Raw genomic sequence first — 20,165 nt, 5'->3', positions numbered from 1 at the left:
GGAGGCTGTATTTAAATAGACATCCTTAAAATATATCACTATAACATGAATAGTATGCGTAAATTTTTACTTGTTCTTTTTTTAGGATTGTGCTTATTCAGTACAGATGTTAGAGCCCAATATATTGGTTTGGAAACACAGGTTCCCAATACTTGGAGTACCAATAATGGTGCGAGTTTAAGTATGAGTACTGATCATTATAAATTAGGAAATGAATCGCTTAAGTGGGACTGGACACAAGGATCTAATTTGACTGTAATGAACCCTCCTAATATGCAAACAGCCTTGAATACTTACAAAGGTGGTTTGATGTTATGGGTTTATAATGAAACGCCACTGGATAAAAATATAACTTTTCAGTTTGGTAAGGGAAGCACAATGGAGTATGAGTTTGATTATGGCATCAACTTTAAAGGATGGAGAGCTTGTTGGATACGATTCGATGAGGATATGAGTGGTCCAAAATCTCGTAGAGATCTCGATTATATGAAGGTCGTTGCTCCAGTAGATATTACTTCTGGAAGCCTTTATTTTGATCGTATGATTTTCCCATCGGAACGCATTCATGATCGTGTTACGCCCGACAAACAGCTACCCTTCATTAATCCAGATATGAATACGAATCATTGGGCAGCTATTTGGCATTGGTATGATACTTATTCACATGATATCCCAGCGGAAGCTACAGTTAGTTCAGAAGAGCAAGATGCTTTTGATTCTATGGAGATTGAAATGGTAAGTGCGTTTCAAGGAAGTACACCAAGCAGTAAAAAAATTACGTCAACTAAGAGTGCATTTAAGGCATTTCAAATTCATCGAAATGGTGAGTTGATAACGGGTCGTCCTTATGTGAGTGATGATGAATATGACAATGCGCAGAATGATGTCAAGATGGATCAGGTTGGACCTGTTTTGGGAGATTTGGCTCAAATTTGGCATCATCATAAGGATACAGAGGTTAAACAAATGTTTTATGATTTGTTGGACTATGTTATGGATCAAGGTTTGAATGTGGGAAGTGGTATGGGAACCAATCACCATTACGGATATAATTTTCGTGAGTTTCCGCCTGCTATTTTCTTAATGAAAGATGCTTTAAAAGCAGATGGTAAGTTAGACAAAGCAGCTGCGATGCTATCATACTGGACCGGGGTTCAGGAATACAGAACTCAGCCTGAAGTAGGAAGCCTTCAGGGCTTGATGGACAGTTGGAATACAACCGTGATTCCCCGCCTGATTGCAGTAATGACGATGGACGATACGCCTGAAAAAGCTAGAGAGATGAAGGCGATTAAACGTTGGATGGATATCTCATTGAAAATTGTACCAGGCAGCATGGGTGGAATCAAAGAAGATGGTTCCGGCTTTCATCATGGCGGTTTGTATCCGGCATACAGTAAAGGTGGTTACGCAGGAGTTGGGGATTTTTTGAAATATGTGAACGGAACTTGTTTTGCACTTTCTGATGAGGCAAGAATTAATTTTGGAAAAGCTTTATTAACGATGCGAAACTATTCCAATCATCTGGATTGGGGATTTGGTATTTGTGGAAGACATCCTCTGGCAGGCTCCATTAGTAATGGAACCGTAAATGCTTTTGCTTACTTAGCTAAGTCTGGTAATCCTCATACTAATGCAGCTATTTGGAACGATATGGCAGCTTCGTATATGCGACTGGCATCATCTAATACGACATTTAAACAAGAGTTTGCTTCTTTGGGGATTACATCGGAGGCTACACCCGAAGGAAATTTCACTTACAATTATGGCGCTTTAGGCATTCACCGTCGAGATAGCTGGATGGTGAGTATTAAGGGCTACAATAAGCATGTTTGGGGATCTGAAATATATACTAAGGATAACAGATATGGTCGTTATCAGAGTTATGGAACGATTCAGGTGATTGGATCAGGAGATAAAGTAAATGCTGTAGAAAGTGGATTCGTTGAAAATGGCTGGGATTGGAACAGATATCCAGGAGCAACCAGTATCCATTTACCTTTAGATTTATTGGAGAGTCCTTTATCTGGAACATTGATGGAGAAATCGAATGAAGGGTTTACAGGGGCATCCAATCTTAATGGAGAGAACGGAATCTTTGGTATGAAACTTAGAGAGAAAAGCAGAACGAATTTTACTGCTGATCATCAGGCTAATAAATCAGTATTTTGTTTCGATAATCGCATTATTTGTTTGGGATCTGATATTTCAAATTCAAATTCTCAGCACAAGACAGAAACAAGCTTATTCCAGGTAAATTTGCAAAATCAATCAGATGCGATTTATATTGATGGAGGAAATGCGATTACCAGTTTTCCCTTAGATCAAAATCTAAGTTTAGATAATAGTCATTGGCTAGTTGACCCTGTAGGTAATGCTTATTGGATAAAAACAGGTGCCGATGTGAATATTACTCGTTCAACACAGGATTCTCGCCACAATAAAACGAAAGCTAACACCCAAGGTGATTTTGCTACAGCTTGGATTAATCACGGCACTTCTCCTTCAAATAAGACTTATGAATATATCGTATTGCCAAATTCAAATACTCAGTCAATTCAGGATTTCTCTAATCGAATGAAAAGTGAGGAAACTGCAGCTTATAAAGTAGTACAGCAAGACGAAAATGCCCATATTGTATGGGATCGTGAAACCAATACCACTGGCTACGTGTTTTTTGAACAGAACACAAATTCAACTGATGAGTTTGTTAAACAAGTAAGTGCTCCAAGTTTGGTGATGATTAAAGCTTCCACTGATAAGCGTGAACTGAGTTTAAGTATGTGTGATCCTGATCTTCATTTTAAAGAGGTCGCTTTTACCTCTGCAAATCCAAGCCAAGAATCTGTAATTGTTCTGACATTAAAAGGGACTTGGGAACTAACTGGTCATAATTCAGAAGGTGAGATTATTTCAACAGCTAATCAGCAAACACAGATCCAATTCAAGTTGAAAGATGGTATTCCTCAGGCGTTAAGCTTGACGAAAGTTGATGATGTTTCTGATAATACACCTCCAACTATTTATCAAATGAATATTGATGATATAAGAGATACATCTGCATCAATAGAGATTGGAAGCAACGAAAATGGCGTTATATATTGGTATTTAAATACGACTGTTGAAACCGCTCCTATTGTTGAAGATATTATTGATGGGGCAGGAGCTATAATTAATGGACAAACAGATTGTTCTGAAAATGAATTATGGACAGAAGAATTGACTAATCTACAAAGAGGAGAGACCTACATTTTATATGCTGTGGCTAAGGATGTATCTGATAATATTTCAGAAATATACTCGTCTGATAGTTTTAGTACACTCGTAACCGGTTTACCAGATATTGATGGGGAGGAAGACGTCTTTATTTATTCTAGCAATGGTGAAATTATTCTACGTTCAACAGTTTTACCTCCAAAAAACACAAAAGTTCAAGTTTTTGATTTAATGGGTAGGATAGTCGTTTCTGCTCCTTATGAACATTCTACCGAGTTGAATTTGAATGTTCCCAATAAAACGGGTCTCTATATTGTCCGATTACAAATGAATGGGCAGAGTACCTCTAAAAAACTGATAATTAAATAATAAGCTTTTAATTTTATTTATGAATAAGATCACTATAAATTTCTTTTTACTTCTCCTTGTTCTGTTATTTGTTCAATGTAACAATAAGGCAAATGATAATTTTTTATCTCAAAATGAGATTCTGGCAAAACAGAAGATAGACCTTGAAAACAAGCTATCCGATAATAGAAACTTAGCTTCTGTAGTTATTCCTTTATCAGAATTAAATGCGAAGCTACAAGCTGAAAAGGGAACAAACTTGCTCGTAACTTTAAATTCAGAAGTGATTCCATCGCAGCTTGATGATTTGGATGGGGATGGAATTGTAGATGAGCTAGTTTTTCAGGTTTCCATGGCAGCGAAATCAAAAATTCAACTATTGATTTGTAAAGTTAGTGATGAAATTGCGGATCGATATATTTTTGAAAGTGAAGTGTATGCACAAATGGGAATGAAAAATGGGAAAATGCCTTTTATCAAAAAGGATAGTATATATTCTGAATCTGGTGATCTGTACAAGCCAATTATGCATCATGGACCGGCTACTGAGTCTGAGTTAATGGCCTACCGTATGTATTTTGATGATAGATGTAGTATTGATATCTATGGTAAAATGCATCGACGATTAGAGTTGGAAACAACCAATTGGTATTCGAACGATTCCCTTATTACGAAGCAATATGGCGGTGACATTCTTTTTGTGAAAAACACTTTGGGTGTTGGATCACCTAGAATATGGAATGGAAAAGAAACGCAGCTTTTAAAAGCGACAAAAGGACGTTATGCTGTTGTTCGATCCAAAGGTCCAGTCCGTACCATTATCGATATGGTGGCTCCAAATATTGAATCTGTAGTGGGGAATACCAAAGTCTTGTTACGTATGATTCAGTATGCAGGTAAAAGAGAAATGAACCTACAGGTGTTTGCTGATGGTAATTTGCCTCAGTTTTGTACAGGAGTACGTAAGATGAAGGTTTCCAAAGTGACAAAAGATGAGGAGAAAAGTTTTCTTGGCCTTTGGGGAACCGAATTCCCACGACTAGATCACGAAAAATACCCACAAGTAACAGTTGGTTTAGGCGTTGTCATGTCTCATGAGTATTTCGATGGATTCGATAAAGATGACAATAATCACCTTATGAAATTGAAAGGGAATAAAACTTTTGTAGAATACATCGTAACTGCTGCTTTTCAGGATGAGAAGGAAGGTTTTAAAGATGCCCAGTCTTTCTTCGATTATCTGGATCGTTTAAGCTTGGAGATCAACAGTCCGCTGAAGCTGTCCCGATTAAAATAATGAGTCAATTTTCGAGTTGAATTGAATCACTGTAAAAAGCATCTGTTGGATTTCCAGCAGATGCTTTTTCATTTCTATAGATGAGGGTAAGCCAATGCTTTTCCTGTTTTACGATCGAGAGGCGTTTGAGCGTTTACTCCTTTTAGATAGTCTTGCAATTGCTTGCAAAGTTTGGCCGCTATTTCAGGTTCATGATCAAGTAAATTGACTTTCTCTGAAATATCATTGTCCAGATTGAAAAGTTCTATTTTTTCATCTTCATAGCCGTAACATAACTTCCATTTACCCATACGTATGGAGCTAAAAGGTCTGATGCTTGGGTATTCATCACGTAAGCTTTTCCAAGCCCAGTAGTGAGGGTAATGAAAATATAGACCTTCAGGACGTTCGAATTTAGCTTCACCTGTAAGCAGAGGGCTTAGGTCTTTGCCATCAATACTAGCAAGGTATGACTTTGGCGAAACACCTGCCATTTGAAGGATCGTTGGAAAAAAATCATCGCTTATTACGGGTTCGTCACATTGCGTGTCAGCTTTTGTAGTCCCAGGCCATTTTACTATCATTGGTACTCGAATTCCACCTTCACGACAAGTTCCTTTTCCATCACTAAGGGGTGCATTTGTCGTCGGTTTTCCTGCATGGGTAACCAGTCCACCATTATCCGACATAAATATGATAATCGTATTGTCTGCTATGTGTAGCTCGTCCAATTTGTTCATAATAGAACCCAGACTATTGTCCATACTAGCTACCATTGAAGCGTATTTTGCTTCAGCATCAGTTTTACCTTCTCGAATAAATTGCTTGACCAATTGTTTGTGTTCCTCAATAGGCGTATGAACGGCATAATGTGCAAAATTCAAGAAAAAGGGATTGCCTTCTTTTGCGAATTGTTCCAATAGCTGATTTGCTTTTATCGTAAGAGCATCGGTAAGATATAAACTGTCTTTTTCAAACTCTTCTAGTCCTGGAACCTGAAGCGGACTGCCTTTTTTGCCATAGGGGTAATAATAAGACCCGGGCTGTCCGGCATGATGCCCAGCGATATTATAATCGAATCCCAATTGTTTCGGATCTGCACCACTCGTTCCTTCTAGTCCCAAATGGGCTTTCCCAATATGAGCTGTTGTGTAGCCATGTTCCTGTAATATCTTGGGGAAAGTAATGCTGTTCGATTGTAATCCATTTACATTCCAATCGGGAATAAACAGTTTTTGTTCCGATTCGGGTACATCATTGGTTTGTCCAGGAATCCAGTTGGTAATCTGACTTCGAGCTGGATTTTTACCCGTTAGAATACTACAGCGCGTAGGTGAACAAACAGGACTGGCAGAATAGGCGTTGGTAAATTTGACCCCTTGATGAGCCAGTTTTTCCATATTTGGTGTTTTCTGATAACTATTATTATCGCTTAGAGTTTTACCAAATGGTACTGAAGTATCAGTCCAACCCATATCATCAACCAGAAATAGAATGATATTTGGTGATGCGGGTTTGTGTTCTTTTTGAGTACAGGCAAGTAGAGCTCCAGCACAAGTAAGTAAGCCTAGGCTACGGCTTAAACCAGTTTTTTTGAATTGCATTTTTACAGATAGTTTGTTTCATGTTAAAGCTAGAAATCAGAATAGGGAAATACAAGTAAGTTATGACAAACGTTTGTATTTAGCTGTCCCAAATTAAAAATTGGGAATTGTTTGGGATGAATCGATTTCTCTATGTTTTGAATTGTATAATATTGGAATAAATGTGAATGATATTAGACAATCTACAATGTGCTTATTCTGATATTTGAGTTCTTCATACAAATACTAATTCAAAATTCTGAATACAGTGAATATATCTAAATCTATCCATGCAATCTGGCCTGTCATGTTGGGAGCTTGTTCAACAGGTGTACCAAGTCAGGAAGCAAATGTAAATGATACAAAGAAGCCAAATGTTATTGTTGTTATCACCGACGATCAGGGCTATGGACAATTAAATTTTGATCCGAATTCCTATAATCAAGATCAACTTAATAATACAACTGTTACTAAAAGATATCGAACTTCGGTTGAGGAGGCATATAAGGCAGCTCAAACGGCTATGCCCAATACAGCTAAGTTAGCCAACGAAGGTGTCAAATTTACCAATGCTTTTGTTGCCTCTACAACTTGTGCTCCCTCTCGTGCAGCATTACTTACTGGAAAATACACGCAACGTTTTGGTATTTATAACAACTACGATGCTGAAGCTGGCGTAAAACCTGAAGAGAAATTCTTATCAGAAACATTTCAAGACAATGGCTATAAAACGGCTATGATTGGAAAGTGGCACTTAGGTGAGCTGACGATTGATTCTCTTGCAGATAGAACTAGAGACTATCATAGAGATTGCATTTATGGTTGTGTGAAAGATCAGCATCCATTAAATAAAGGATTCGATTATTACTTTGGATTTAATTATCACGGAAGTAACTATTATAATGCTACCAGTCTGTTTAGAGATTACGATCACGTAAAATCACAGGGCTATATTACCGATGAATTTACTGATGAGGCTTTGACTTATGTTGAGAAAAATAAGGAGAATCCATTTTTTATGTATTTATCGTATAATGCACCTCATCTTCCATTAGAAGAAAGAGCACCGCGAAAGTATCAGCGATTTAATACGGGTAATCCTGAAGTTGATAATTATTACGCCACACTAGCCGCAGTTGATGATGGTATAGGTAAGATTGTAAGTAAACTTGCCGAATTAAAGTTGGATGATAATACCATAATACTATTTGTTAGTGACAACGGTGCGGTGGTAGATTCTCCTTTACCATTGAATGGCGCTTTTAAAGGAAACAAAGGCTTGATGTTTCAGGGAGGTATTCATGTTCCTATGTTTGCCTGGTATCCTTCAAAATATAAAAAAGGTCTTGTTGTTACGGATAATGTTTCAGCTATGGATTTATTACCTACAGTTTTGGCCGAAGCAGGTATTAATTTACCAGCAAATCTTGATGGAATTGATTTGGCAGCAAGTTTGAAAGGTGAAAAAAGTTCATCAAATGACAGGCAATTATTTTGGGCGGGTACTCAAGCTTATCACTGGAGTGATATTAACTTAGGTTTTTGGAATGACTATACAGACTTTGTAGCCGGAACTAAGATGAAGGATGAGTTTCCAATAAGTAAGTATAAGGAGAATGTTTCTGATCCTGCAGGAACCGTTTTGGAAGGTGATTACATGATGCATTATTACCCTGTAGGAAACCGATTTGAATTATTTAATATTGCAAAGGATCCAGGAGAAGAGAAGAATCTTGCTAAAGAAAATACTAAATTAGTAAAGCGTTTAAAGAAAGCTTTCGATCAGTGGATTTTGAAAATGGATAAGCCTGTTGAGTGGAAAATAAAAACTTGGGAGAAATTATTACCAAAAGTCTAATATTAAATATTGGAACTAATTTAAATAAGACTTCAAGTAAATTGTATGATGAATAAAATAAGTAACTCTTTGTTTCTTGGGGCAAGTGCCTTGCTATTGCAATCTTGTGGAGGAGCTGTTGAGAAAAAAGAAATGAATCAAGATAAACCTAATGTCTTGTTCATAGCGGTAGATGATTTAAATGATTGGACGGGGATATCTAAAGGACATCCTGATGTGAAAACTCCAAATTTAGATCGTTTGGCAAAACGTGGGGTCTATTTTACTAATGCTCATGCGGCTGTTGCGGTTTGTACACCTTCAAGACTGTCAGTACTTTCTTCTCTGAGCCCAGTAACAACAGGTTGTTATACAAATAAGAGTGGCACCCCAAATCAGGAAATTTGGAAGGATGTAACTCTTTTACCAGCCTATTTTCGTCAGAATGGATACAGAACAATGGGTTGTGGTAAAATTGAAGGCCATGCTTGTTGGGCAATTGAGGATGATTTTGAGAATCAGAAATTGTGGGACGAACGTCGCCCTCGAGTTTTTGGTTTAACAGAGCAGTTGACTAAAGATGGTAATCGTTATGGTGCACCAGACTTTTACCCATTCCCAATGGGCGGATCAGGAACGACTAATTACAATAAAGAGCATGGTACTAATTTTCCTGGATTTTCATTGTGTGCTGGGCCTATCGATAGAGATTATTTGCCAGAAGGAAAAATGCCCGATGAAATTAATGTTGAGTGGGCAATTGAGCGTTTACAGAAAGATTACGACAAACCTTTTATGTTGGGACTTGGATTTCTAAGACCTCATGTTCCTTATACAGCACCCCGAGAGTATTTTGATATGTACCCTTTGGATAAGATTAAAGTTCCAAAGGCTCTGGAGAATGAGTTTAGTGATATTCCTATCTATGGCAAAGCAATGGCAGAGGGTATAACTGATCCAGGAGCTGAGATGATTGTAAACACCATTAGTCCAACTTACAGAAAAGAGCTTGTACAAGGCTATTTAGCTTCGATTTCATTTATGGATGCTCAACTTGGTCGTTTGCTCGATGCTTTAGATAATAGTAAGTACAAACAAAATACCATCATTGTTCTTTGGTCTGATCATGGTCAATGTTTTGGAGAGAAACGAAACTGGCGAAAGAATAATATTTGGAATGAGGCCACTGTAGCGCCAATGCTTTGGGTTGTTCCTGGTGTAGTGCCCGAAGGGAAAGTAAATTCAAAGGCTGTAAGTTTATTGGATATATATCCAACTTTATCTGACTTGTGTGGTATGGATAGACAAGAACAGCATGATGGTGAAAATATTCTTCCATTGCTTCTGGATATGAATGCTAAGCGTCAAAATCCTGTCATTAGTACTTGGACTCATGGAAGTCATTCTGTTCGAGTTGGAAAGTGGAGGTATATTCACTATTACGATGGTTCTGAAGAGTTATATGATGAAGTGAAAGACTTTGGCGAGCATGTAAACCTAGCCAATAAGCTTGAGCATAAAGAACTCATTGAAGAATTGAAGACGTATTTACCAAAGGATATTTACAAACCAACTGCCAAGAATAAACAATTTCATATGATTAACGATCGAGTGAAGCGTTGGACTAAAGATCCGAAATCTATGCCTGAGTGGTTGAAATAGGAATGAAATCTTAAAATAATGCTCAGCTAATTCGTTGTTGAGCATTATTTTAAAAATACTTTTAAAAAATATTTTAAAAGATGAATCTTCTTTTAAAAATATTTATACTTTTATCACGAAAACAAACACTAACTAAATACAATTAGATTGAGACCAGAATTCAAATATGAGAAAGAGGTAGTAGGAACTGCTAATGCCAAAAAACGAAAAGTGGAACAATATGGAAAGATTGTATCTCATTTGTATGTTAATGGAAAAGCTTCTATTGCTGATATCGTAAAGCAATCTAAGATAAGTCAGCCTTTGGTTGCTTCATTGGTTGATGATTTGCTAGGTTTTGGCATTATTCTCGATAATGGTATTGGAGACTCAATAGGAGGAAGGCGACCAAGCCTTTATTGTATTAATCCAGAATATCAATACGTTTTAGGGGTTGATATCAATTTGCATACGCTTACAATTGCACTCTTTGATTTAAACAATACGCTTGTTTGTAGAGAAGAATTCAAAAACTTTGATTTAAATAATTCATCAGAGTATACAGATGCTTTAGTCGAAAAAGTCAATAATATACTTGAGAAAATGAATATTCCTTCTGCTAATGTTTTAGCAATGGGTGTATCTATTCCAGGTTTAGTTGACGCTAAAAATGGTATCAGCTTCACACATTTGTCATTTACTAAGGAGGGATTAGCCACTTATTTAGGCAATAAACTTGGATTCAGAATCTTGTTGGATAATGATGCAAGGTTAATGGCTTTGGGTGAAAAAGCTTTTGGAATGGCGAAAGGTAAAAAGGATGTTTTGTGTTTGAATTTAAGCAATAGAATCGGTTTGGGGATCATCTTAAACGGGCAGTTGTATTCTGGTAAAAATGGTTTTGCTGGAGAGTTCGGACACATTTTGATCGATCCGGATGGCGACTTATGTTATTGTGGGAAAATAGGTTGTTTGGAAACTTTAACCTCAGGTGAGATTTTAGTTAAAAATATAAATAAGGCTCTTGAAAAGGGGCAGGTTAGCTTATTAAGTCATAAAAAAGATAAAAATTTATCAGTTGATCTACGAGCAGTTATTGAAGCCATTGTTGATGGCGATCAATTTGCAATCGATCAGCTGAATAAGATGGGAGAATATTTAGGTAAAGGATTAGTTACTCTAATTCATTTGCTTAACCCAGAGATGATAATTATTGGAGGAAGATTGGCTCGTACAGGAAAATATATTTCAGATCCTGTGAATACGGCTATGAATAAATATGCAATGGACAGAATTAGTTCTGAAACAGAGCTTGTTTGTTCTGAATTATTAGACGATTCAGCACTGATGGGAACCTTGTCCAATGTAATGAATGAAGTATTAAGAATAAATTAAAAATTAGATATGAAACCGACACTATTAGTACTTGCAGCTGGAATGGGAAGCCGATATGGGGGATTAAAGCAAATTGACCCAATTGGACCTTCTCAGGAAACCATCATTGATTATTCAATTCATGATGCGATTGCAGCCGGTTTTGGGAAAATCGTTTTTGTTATTAGAGAAGGATTTGAAAAAGAATTCAAGGCGCTTTTTAATACCAAACTTGCAGGTAAGATTGAAGTTGATTACGTGAATCAGGAAATTGTAAAAGTACCTGAAGGATCTACTTATAATATTGATAGAGAAAAACCATGGGGAACTGGTCATGCAATATTAATTGCTAAAGAATGCATTAATGAACCATTTGCAGTAATTAATGCAGATGATTATTATGGTGTAGAAGCTTTTACGACCATGGCAGATTTCTTAATGAATACAATTACTGAGGAAGAATATGGAATGGTCGGTTACCAATTATCCAACACCATTTCCGAAAACGGTTTCGTCTCTCGTGGCGTATGTGCTACAAATAATATTGAGCATTTAACAACTGTTATCGAACGTACTCATATCGAGAAATTAGTAGATGGAATAGCGTATAAAGAGGATGAGAAATGGACGCCAATTTCTGGAGAAACAACTGTTTCGATGAATTTCTGGGGTTTTACACCTCATGTATTTAATCATCTTGATGATCAATTTAAATCTTTCTTAGCTGAGTCAGGACAAGAGTTAAAATCTGAATTTTTTATTCCATCCGTTGTTGCTAAAATAATTGATGGTGGAAAAACCAATGTTAAAGTTTTAAAATCAAATGCTCAGTGGTTTGGTGTGACTTACCGTGAGGATAAAGATAAAGCAGCTAAAGCTATTTTGGATCTGGTTGAACAAGGTGTATACCCTGCAAAACTATGGAATTAATTGATGCCTTAACATAGGTGTTTGCTAACTAGAATGAAATTACCCTAAAGAAGAAATATAATGACTTTAATAAAATCAATATCGGGAATTAGAGGCACGATTGGTGGAAGACCTGGTCAGGCTCTAACGCCTATGGACATAGTAAGTATTGCAGGTGCTTTTGGCATGTGGCTTCAAAAAAGTGGAGCCAATAAAAAGCTTGTGATAGGTCGTGATGCGAGAATCAGTGGCGAAATGGTTAACCAGCTTGTTGTAGGTTCTTTAATTTCGGTAGGAGTTGAAGTAATCGATCTTGGTTTAGCAACGACTCCAACTGTGGAAATGGCTGTGACCGATATGAATGCAGGTGGCGGTATTATTATTACAGCTAGCCACAACCCTAAGAACTGGAATGCTCTGAAGTTATTGAACAATAAAGGTGAATTTATTTCCGATCAGGATGGGAAAGATTTACTTCAGTTGGTTGAAGATAAAAACTACACCTATAACGAAGTTGAAGATCTGGGGTCTTATTCAAAAGACGAAAATTATTTAGATAAGCATATCCAACACATACTTGATTTGGATCTAGTAGATGTTGAAGCAATTAAAACTGCCGACTTTTCTGTTGCTGTTGATGCTGTAAACTCTGTTGGTGGTTTTGCTATCCCTCGTCTTTTAAAAGCTCTTGGGGTTAATAAAGTGACTGAAATCAATTGTGTCCCTGATGGGAATTTTGCTCATAATCCAGAACCACTTCCAGAAAATATTGTTGAAATAAGCGAGCTGGTTAAAAATGGCCAATTGGATTTAGGGATTATTGTTGATCCTGATGTTGATCGTTTAGCTCTAGTTTGTAATGATGGAACGCCTTTTGGCGAAGAATATACTTTGGTTTCGGTAGCTGATTACGTGCTTCAGCATACTAAAGGCGCCTTAGTTGCTAATTTATCATCGACTATGGCTTTGCGAGGTATCGCAGAAAAGCATGGCGTAGAATTTTTCGAATCAGCAGTTGGTGAAGTTAACGTGGTGAGAGAAATGAATAAGCAAGCGGCTGCAATTGGTGGTGAAGGTAATGGAGGTGTGATATATCCAGGATTGCACAATGGTAGAGACGCCCTAGTTGGTGTTGCCTTATTCCTGACTTATCTGGCTAAGAGCAAGATGACTTCTGCTGAATTACGAGCGACCTATCCTGATTACAAGATCGAAAAACAAAAAATCGAATTAGATGGTGTTGCAGATTTGGATGGTATCCTGGAACAAGTTCGTAGGAAATTTATGGATTACCCAAGCAATACAATTGATGGATTAAAAATCACTTTCCCTGAAGGATGGGTGCATATGAGAAAATCTAATACTGAACAAATCATTCGCATTTATGCAGAAGCGACTACAGGAAAATATGCTAAGGATTTAGCAGAATGCGTTAAGCAATTAATGAATAATCAAAACTAATTAAATCGATAAGTCATAATCACTAATACAAATCGATTTCAACCTTAAAACCCAATACAAATGAGTAAATCTCAATCTTCATTTAAGAGCTTTGTTTTGCCAATGATCATCATTGGAGCCTTGTTCTTCGTTTTTGGCTTTGTTACTTGGCTAAATGGAATTTTAATTCCATATCTACAAATAGCTTGTGACCTATCCGATTTTCAGGCCATGTTTGTTGCCTTTGCCTTTTACATTGCTTACACTATAATGGCACTACCTTCGTCCTGGGTTATAAAAAAGCTGGGTTTTAAAAATGGTATGATGGTCGGTTTATGGGTAATGGCAGTGGGAACACTTATTTTTATTCCTGCAGCTATGTCTAGAACTTACCTAACTTTCTTAACGGGTCTTTTTGTTATGGGTACGGGGCTTGCAATTTTACAAACAGCATCAAATCCATATGTTACTGTTATTGGACCAAAGGAAAGTGCGGCTCGTCGAATCAGTATTTTGGGAATTTGCAACAAGTTTGCAGGAGCTATGGCACCTCTAATTTTGGCATACTACATTCTTAACGATGGTGATGCATTTAAGCTAAGTTTGGAAACAATGGATGCCGTTTCTCGTGTTGCTGCTCTTGATACTTTAGCAGCTCGTGTTATCAACCCATACATTGTCATGACTATCGTTCTTTTCCTTATGGGATTTGGCGTTCGTATGGCACCACTTCCTGAAATTGACGTAACAAAGAATGGTGACGATGAAGCTATAGATAATTCCAACAAGAAAAATATTTTTGATTTCCCTCATTTAATACTTGGTGTTTTAGCTTTGTTCTTTTATGTAGGTGCCGAAGTTGTGGCGGGTGATACAATTATTCGTTACGGTATTTCATTGGGAATTGAAATGAATGTTGCTAAAGCCTTTACTTCATATACTATGGTGACTATGGTGGTTGGATATTTATTGGGAATTACATTAATTCCACGTGTCATTTCTCAACGATTTGCACTACAAATGTCAGCCATTTTTGGTATTATTTTCTCATTAGGTGTGATCTTAACATCAGGTTTAACCTCTGTTATATTTGTTGCTTTATTTGGTTTTGCTAATGCATTAGTTTGGCCAGCTATTTGGCCACTTGCCTTGTCAAACCTAGGCCGTTTCATAAACACGGGTTCTGCTTTACTTATCATGGCTATTTCTGGAGGTGCTATTATGCCTTTGGTTTGGGGTGGCCTATCAGATGCTTTCGGAAGTCAGCAAGCTTATTGGGTAATGGTACCATGTTACTTGTTCATTCTTTTCTATTCTATTAAGGGATGCAAGTTGAAATCTTGGAAAAGTGAGAAAAATAAGCCTGGAAAAGTGGAATGTTGTGTAGGGAATTAATAAAAACAAATGGACAAAAATTATAATACAATTGTATCCAAGTTTCAGTTAGAGGGGGATATTGAAAATATTCGCCCTCTAGGTGAAGGCTTTATAAACGATACCTTTTTTGTAAAAACGCTTGGTGATATTCAGCCAGACTATTTATTACAGAGAAAAAATAAGAATATTTTCAAGGATGTTCCTGGAATGATGGATAACATCCAGAAAGTTACAACTCATCTTAAAACTAAGATTACTGCTGTTGGTGGTGATACAAGTCGAGAGGCAATGACGCTTATTTTCACAGAAAAGAATGAATTATTCTTTATTGATGAAGAAGGTAACTATTGGACCATGTGTCTTTTTATTAAAGACAACTTAACTTATGAATCGGCTGATAGTCCAGAACTGGCTTTAGCAGGTGGGAAAGGTATTGGTAAGTTTCAAGCCATGCTTTCAGATATGAAAGAGCCTTTGGTTGATATACTTCCAGGCTTTCACAATATCCGATATCGTTTTGAACAATGGGATGAGGTTTTGAAACAAGATCCAGTTGGTCGTAAGGGTAATCTTGCTGAAGAGATTGCTTGGATAGAGAATAGAAGAGAAGAGATGCTGAAGTTTTGGGCATTGGTCGAAAATGGAACTATTCCTACTCGAGTAACTCATAACGATACAAAAATCAATAATATACTGTTTGATAAAGACGGTGATGTATTGTGTGTTATCGATTTGGATACTGTTTTGAATAGTACCGTATTGAATGATTTTGGTGATGCCATGCGTTCATATACCAATACAGGCTTGGAAGATGATGAGAATCTTGAAAATATCGGTATGGACTTCGATATTTATAAAGGATTCACTCAAGGGTATCTTCAGGAAGCAAGCTCTTTCTTAACAGAATCAGAGCTTGAGTATTTAGCTTTTTCTGCAAAATATATAACCTACGAACAAGTTCTTAGATTCCTAATGGACTATATCGATGGTGACAAATACTACAAAACCAAATCAACAGAACACAACTTAATACGTACTCACGCGCAATATAAGTTATTAGTCAGTATGGAAGAACAGTTTTCAGAGATGAAAACATTTGTTGAAGATTGCATCAAGCAATTAAATAATATATAATCAGATGAAAAATATATTCGATTCAAAAGTAGAACAAGCTTTCTACGAATTGTCAGGTGTTCAGGAAATCACCTCAAAAATCCCTTACGTTGAGGTTGATAATTTCCCAAAATTAGGCTTAATGGCTTCACTTCGTTTTTTGGAGTGGGCAGAGCAAAATCCTCAGGGAGTTATCAGTTTACCTACAGGGAAAACACCTGAGTATTTCATTAAATACACGCAGTACCTTTTAGAGAACTGGAATAATAATAAAGGACTTGATATCCGTAGTAAGTATGGTTTGGGCAGTATGGCTAAACCAGATCTTCGTGGATTGGAATTCGTTCAAATTGACGAGTTTTATCCAATTGATCCTGCTCAGCACAATAGTTTTTACAACTATGTAATGAACTATTATATCAAAGGTTTTGGTCTTGAGAAAGATAATTCTTTATTGATCAACTCTAACGAGATTCCATTGGTTGATAATAAGCACTTCTTAGAAGTTTTCCCAGATTACAATATCGATTTATCCTTACGTTACCGCGATCCGAAGAGTGTTGTTGAGGAGATGCAGCAAAAATCAATCTTTATGGTTGATAACTGGTGTACAGGTTATGAGCAGCAAATTCGCGAAAAAGGTGGCATCGGATTCTTCTTAGGTGGAATTGGACCCGATGGTCATATTGCCTTTAATACACGTGGTTCTGACCACTATTCAACCACACGTTTGACTAAGACGAATTTCGAAACTCAAGCTGTAGCTGCTGGAGACTTAGGAGGTATCGAAGTTTCAAGAACTCGTTTGGTTATTACCATCGGTTTGGATACAATTACGCATAACCCAGATGCAGTATCTATCATTTTTGCTGCAGGTGAGGCTAAGGCTGATATCGTAAAAGGCTCATTGGAAAGTGAACCAGATGCTATTTATCCAGCAAGTGTATTACAACGTCAAAAAAACAGTCGTTTTTACTTAACGACAGGAGCCGCTTGTAAATTAACTGATAGTGTAAACCGTTATTATAAGTCAGGCGATTGGTCGCACACCAAGACTGAGAAGTCGATTATCGATCTGTGTAACAAATCGAATACCTATGGTCATCACCTAACTCTTGAAGATTTAAAGGCTGATCCATATACAAGTCAAATTCCTAATCTAAATGAAGGAACAGTTCAAACTGTTGTTGAATCGATTAAAGGAAAACTTGACAAGGGAATGAAGCCTGATGAAAATGAAACAGTTTATCATACAGGACCTCATCATGATGATATCATGTTGGGAATTATGCCATACACGAATCGTCAAATGCGTTCGGCAAGTAACGATATTCACTTCTCGGTTCTGACTTCAGGTTTTACAGCAGTAACCAATCGTTTTGTAATTGATGTTTTAAAGGAATGTCAAGATTTCATTGTAGATGGAAAGATTGAAATGTTGAATTATCCTGACTTTTTTGTAGAAGGATACAATAAGAAATGGGATAAGGATGTTTATCATTTCTTGAATTCAGTTGCAGATCGTAATACCAGTGGAAAACGAAGAGGTTTATGTCACCGTTTGATTCGTGCCATTGTTGACACATGGAAAGTTACTGATAAGGAAAACCTTGATGTGACTATAGAGAGTATTATCAATGATCTTGAGTCTTGTTACGATGGAGGAAAAAATTCTCCTGAAGTTCAGAAGATGAAGGGAATGATTCGTGAGTTCGAAGAAGAGCTAGTTTGGGCTCATTTTGGAACGCCTGTTAAGAATGTTCACCATTTACGATTGGGATTCTATAAGGGAGATGTATTTACTGAAAGCCCAGAAAAGAATCGTGATATGCTTCCTGTTCTTGAAGAATTTAGAAAGCATAAGCCTACGACCATTAGTTTGGCGATGGATCCTGAAGGTTCTGGACCAGATACTCACTATAAGGTACTACAAGCCATTGCAGGTGCTGTTAAAGAGTGGAAAGAAGAGGAAGATCTTTCGAAATTACGTATTATTGGTTACAGAAATGTTTGGTTCAAATACCATCCTGCTGAAGCTGATACCATTGTACCGGTTTCATTGAATGCTTTAGATGTTCTTGAGAATTCATTTACGGAATCGTATATGAGTCAGGTCAACGCATCCTTCCCAAGTTATGAGTACGATGGGAAATTTAATGAGTTGACACAGAAGGTTTGGGTCGATCAGTTGAAACAAATTCAGATGCTATTGGGTAAGAACTTCTTCTACGAGAATAATCATCCTTTGGTTCGTGCCACACACGGACTTGTATATATGAAAGAAATGTCTGCTGACGAGTTTGTAGCTATGGCTCAAGACTTGGAAAAAGCAGTTGAAGAGAATCCGTTTTAGATCCACACTCTAAAATGGAATGGGGTTGGAGGATTTGGTTCCTTCAACCCTTTTTTTACTTTTACAAATTGATTTTTATCTATTCAATACTTACTATGAACACATATAGCGTAAGACAAATAGCATCCAATCAACTTATTCTTGATGGAAACACAATGAATCCTATATGGGATAAGGCGAATATAACGGATGATTTTTCATTCCCATGGGAGGATAAAACACCACCTAAAACGAGCTTTAGAGCCTTGTACGATAATGACTATTTTTATTTTAGGTTCGATGTCGAGGACGATCATGTTTTAACCCATGTAAAGGATAATCATAAAATGGAAGTGGTCGATTCTGATCGTGTTGAGATCTTTTTCAGACAAGATGAAAAATTGAATCCTTATTATTGTCTGGAGATGGATGCCCGAGGACGTGTATTGGATTATGTAACCCGATACTATCGTGACTTTGATTACGAGTGGCAGTGGCCTGGAACTGATAATCTCGACGTAAAAGCTTCAGAGAACAAAGACGGCTATGTGGTAGAAGGATCGATTCGTTTAAGTTCATTAAAAGAATTGGGCTTATTGAAAAATAACGTTTTAGAAGCTGGTCTGTATCGTGGCTATTGTATGCAACTTCCAAATCCAGAAGCAGAATTAAGATGGATCTCGTGGGTGAATCCTTCAGTTAAGGAGCCCGATTTTCATATTCCATCATCGTTTGGGATCTTGAAATTGGTAGATTAATTTTGACCTTTTGTAGTGGACTTATATATGCTCAAGACAAAACCGTTGAGAATGATTTGTTATGGAAATTTGTTAAGAGTAATTTGAGATTCCCAATTAAATCTCAAATCGAAAAACATGAGGGAACCCTTGTTGGTGGTATTATTTTTAAAGAAGGGAAATCAAAATTTATTCTGCTCAATTCTTCAGAGAAAAGCTTGAATTTGGAATTCAAAAGAGTAATGGCCCGTATGATGAAGAAATTTCAGATTTCGGGAGTCGATACGCTTTTATTTCATGTGGAATATAAGCATACCGACCATAATTACCTGGTTGACTTGACCAATAAGCCTGACATGATTCAGAAGCCAATAATTATGAAGTCAAGAGGGAAAATTGGTAACTCCTCAAAGAAAAGAGTCAGTTCTAACCCTGTGGATTATGAAAAGTCCAAATTAGTAAAGCTTAGAAAGTATGTTGATAAGGAGAAATACAAGAAAGCTGTAAGTCTTGTAAATAGTATGATCAGAAGGAATCCTTATGTGCCAGAATTCTATCACCTAAGAGCCTTGTGTTATTCCAATCTTGGTAGACAAGCAGAAGGTGGAAAACGATTCAATCGAATGATTACACTCCTAAAGTATAAAGGATATAAAGAGGATTTTGTAAATTAAATTGATTTGTAATGACTTAGAAGATCCATTATGCCTTTAGCCTATATGAATATTCATAAGACTTAATATCTGGAGAATTCTATTTCTTCACTAAAGGTATTTGATCAAAAAAGATACGATTAAGTTGAGTAAATAGCTTTTACCAACCAGGACTTAAAGTTTGCTGCCATTTTGGGAGCAAGCTTTTTTTTTGCCCCATTCGTTTCAATCTAATTATTGAAATGATGATAAGTCACTTTTGCGGACACAACAAGGGGAGGGCCGGATTGAAAAAAACAGGCTAGTTTTATTTCTGATATTGAAGGTTG

General features: G+C 36.9%; 13 protein-coding genes. 12 read left to right on the top strand and 1 reads right to left on the bottom strand.

What is annotated here, in order from left to right; genetic code table 11:
* Positions 1 to 54: 54 nt before the first annotated feature.
* Positions 55 to 3,585, top strand: a complete 3,531-nt coding sequence (locus tag ACXR6G_RS07085) for a chondroitinase family polysaccharide lyase (RefSeq protein ID WP_458360715.1) — start codon at positions 55 to 57, stop codon at positions 3,583 to 3,585.
* A gap of 19 nt (positions 3,586 to 3,604) precedes the next feature.
* Entirely contained in the window at positions 3,605 to 4,861 is a 1,257-nt protein-coding gene (locus ACXR6G_RS07080; protein WP_458360714.1) for a DUF4861 family protein, read from the top strand.
* A 74-nt stretch (positions 4,862 to 4,935) separates the two neighbouring features.
* Here the strand turns inward: ACXR6G_RS07080 and ACXR6G_RS07075 are convergent, their stop codons facing one another.
* Complete coding sequence (locus ACXR6G_RS07075) at positions 4,936 to 6,444, bottom strand: sulfatase (protein ID WP_458360713.1); 1,509 nt, start codon at positions 6,442 to 6,444, stop codon at positions 4,936 to 4,938.
* A gap of 247 nt (positions 6,445 to 6,691) precedes the next feature.
* On the opposite strand from ACXR6G_RS07075, the gene ACXR6G_RS07070 reads away from it, so the two are divergent.
* The 10 genes from ACXR6G_RS07070 (at position 6,692) to ACXR6G_RS07025 (ending at position 19,857) form a co-directional block, all read left to right on the top strand.
* The gene (locus tag ACXR6G_RS07070) at positions 6,692 to 8,281 is read left to right on the top strand and encodes a sulfatase-like hydrolase/transferase (protein WP_458360712.1); all 1,590 of its coding nucleotides are present in this window, start codon (positions 6,692 to 6,694) and stop codon (positions 8,279 to 8,281) included.
* Positions 8,282 to 8,326: 45 nt separating this feature from the next.
* Positions 8,327 to 9,922, top strand: coding sequence for a sulfatase (locus tag ACXR6G_RS07065; RefSeq protein ID WP_458360711.1), 1,596 nt, complete (start codon positions 8,327 to 8,329; stop codon positions 9,920 to 9,922).
* 147 nt (positions 9,923 to 10,069) lie between these two features.
* A complete protein-coding gene (locus ACXR6G_RS07060; protein WP_458360710.1) occupies positions 10,070 to 11,296 on the top strand; it encodes an ROK family protein in 1,227 nt (408 codons plus the stop codon).
* 9 nt (positions 11,297 to 11,305) lie between these two features.
* Entirely contained in the window at positions 11,306 to 12,205 is a 900-nt protein-coding gene (locus tag ACXR6G_RS07055) for a nucleotidyltransferase family protein (protein ID WP_458360709.1), read from the top strand.
* Positions 12,206 to 12,265: 60 nt separating this feature from the next.
* Positions 12,266 to 13,645 carry a phosphoglucosamine mutase gene (gene glmM, locus ACXR6G_RS07050; protein WP_458360708.1) on the top strand — a complete coding sequence of 460 codons (1,380 nt, stop codon included), beginning with the start codon at positions 12,266 to 12,268 and terminating at the stop codon, positions 13,643 to 13,645.
* A 60-nt stretch (positions 13,646 to 13,705) separates the two neighbouring features.
* On the top strand, positions 13,706 to 15,019 hold the full coding sequence (locus ACXR6G_RS07045; protein WP_458360707.1) for a sugar MFS transporter: 1,314 nt from the start codon (positions 13,706 to 13,708) through the stop codon (positions 15,017 to 15,019).
* A 9-nt stretch (positions 15,020 to 15,028) separates the two neighbouring features.
* A complete protein-coding gene (locus ACXR6G_RS07040) occupies positions 15,029 to 16,135 on the top strand; it encodes a phosphotransferase enzyme family protein (protein WP_458360706.1) in 1,107 nt (368 codons plus the stop codon).
* Positions 16,136 to 16,139: 4 nt separating this feature from the next.
* A complete protein-coding gene (locus ACXR6G_RS07035) occupies positions 16,140 to 18,467 on the top strand; it encodes a glucosamine-6-phosphate isomerase (protein WP_458360705.1) in 2,328 nt (775 codons plus the stop codon).
* A 95-nt stretch (positions 18,468 to 18,562) separates the two neighbouring features.
* A complete protein-coding gene (locus ACXR6G_RS07030; RefSeq protein ID WP_458360704.1) occupies positions 18,563 to 19,204 on the top strand; it encodes a carbohydrate-binding family 9-like protein in 642 nt (213 codons plus the stop codon).
* A gap of 2 nt (positions 19,205 to 19,206) precedes the next feature.
* Positions 19,207 to 19,857: a tetratricopeptide repeat protein gene (locus ACXR6G_RS07025; protein WP_458360703.1), complete on the top strand. Its 651-nt coding sequence runs from the start codon at positions 19,207 to 19,209 to the stop codon at positions 19,855 to 19,857.
* Positions 19,858 to 20,165 lie beyond the last annotated feature (308 nt).

It is taken from the genome of Ancylomarina sp. YFZ004, from assembly GCF_054254355.1.
This window is presented reverse-complemented; position numbering and strand designations above follow the sequence as displayed.

Coding starts and splice junctions, on each gene's coding strand:
- ACXR6G_RS07065 (WP_458360711.1), top strand. CDS start 8,327: ATGATGAATAAAATAAGTAACTCTTTGTTTCTTGGGGCAAGTGCCTTG.
- glmM (WP_458360708.1), top strand. CDS start 12,266: ATGACTTTAATAAAATCAATATCGGGAATTAGAGGCACGATTGGTGGA.
- ACXR6G_RS07030 (WP_458360704.1), top strand. CDS start 18,563: ATGAACACATATAGCGTAAGACAAATAGCATCCAATCAACTTATTCTT.
- ACXR6G_RS07075 (WP_458360713.1), bottom strand. CDS start 6,444: ATGCAATTCAAAAAAACTGGTTTAAGCCGTAGCCTAGGCTTACTTACT.
- ACXR6G_RS07080 (WP_458360714.1), top strand. CDS start 3,605: ATGAATAAGATCACTATAAATTTCTTTTTACTTCTCCTTGTTCTGTTA.
- ACXR6G_RS07085 (WP_458360715.1), top strand. CDS start 55: ATGCGTAAATTTTTACTTGTTCTTTTTTTAGGATTGTGCTTATTCAGT.
- ACXR6G_RS07040 (WP_458360706.1), top strand. CDS start 15,029: ATGGACAAAAATTATAATACAATTGTATCCAAGTTTCAGTTAGAGGGG.
- ACXR6G_RS07035 (WP_458360705.1), top strand. CDS start 16,140: ATGAAAAATATATTCGATTCAAAAGTAGAACAAGCTTTCTACGAATTG.
- ACXR6G_RS07045 (WP_458360707.1), top strand. CDS start 13,706: ATGAGTAAATCTCAATCTTCATTTAAGAGCTTTGTTTTGCCAATGATC.
- ACXR6G_RS07055 (WP_458360709.1), top strand. CDS start 11,306: ATGAAACCGACACTATTAGTACTTGCAGCTGGAATGGGAAGCCGATAT.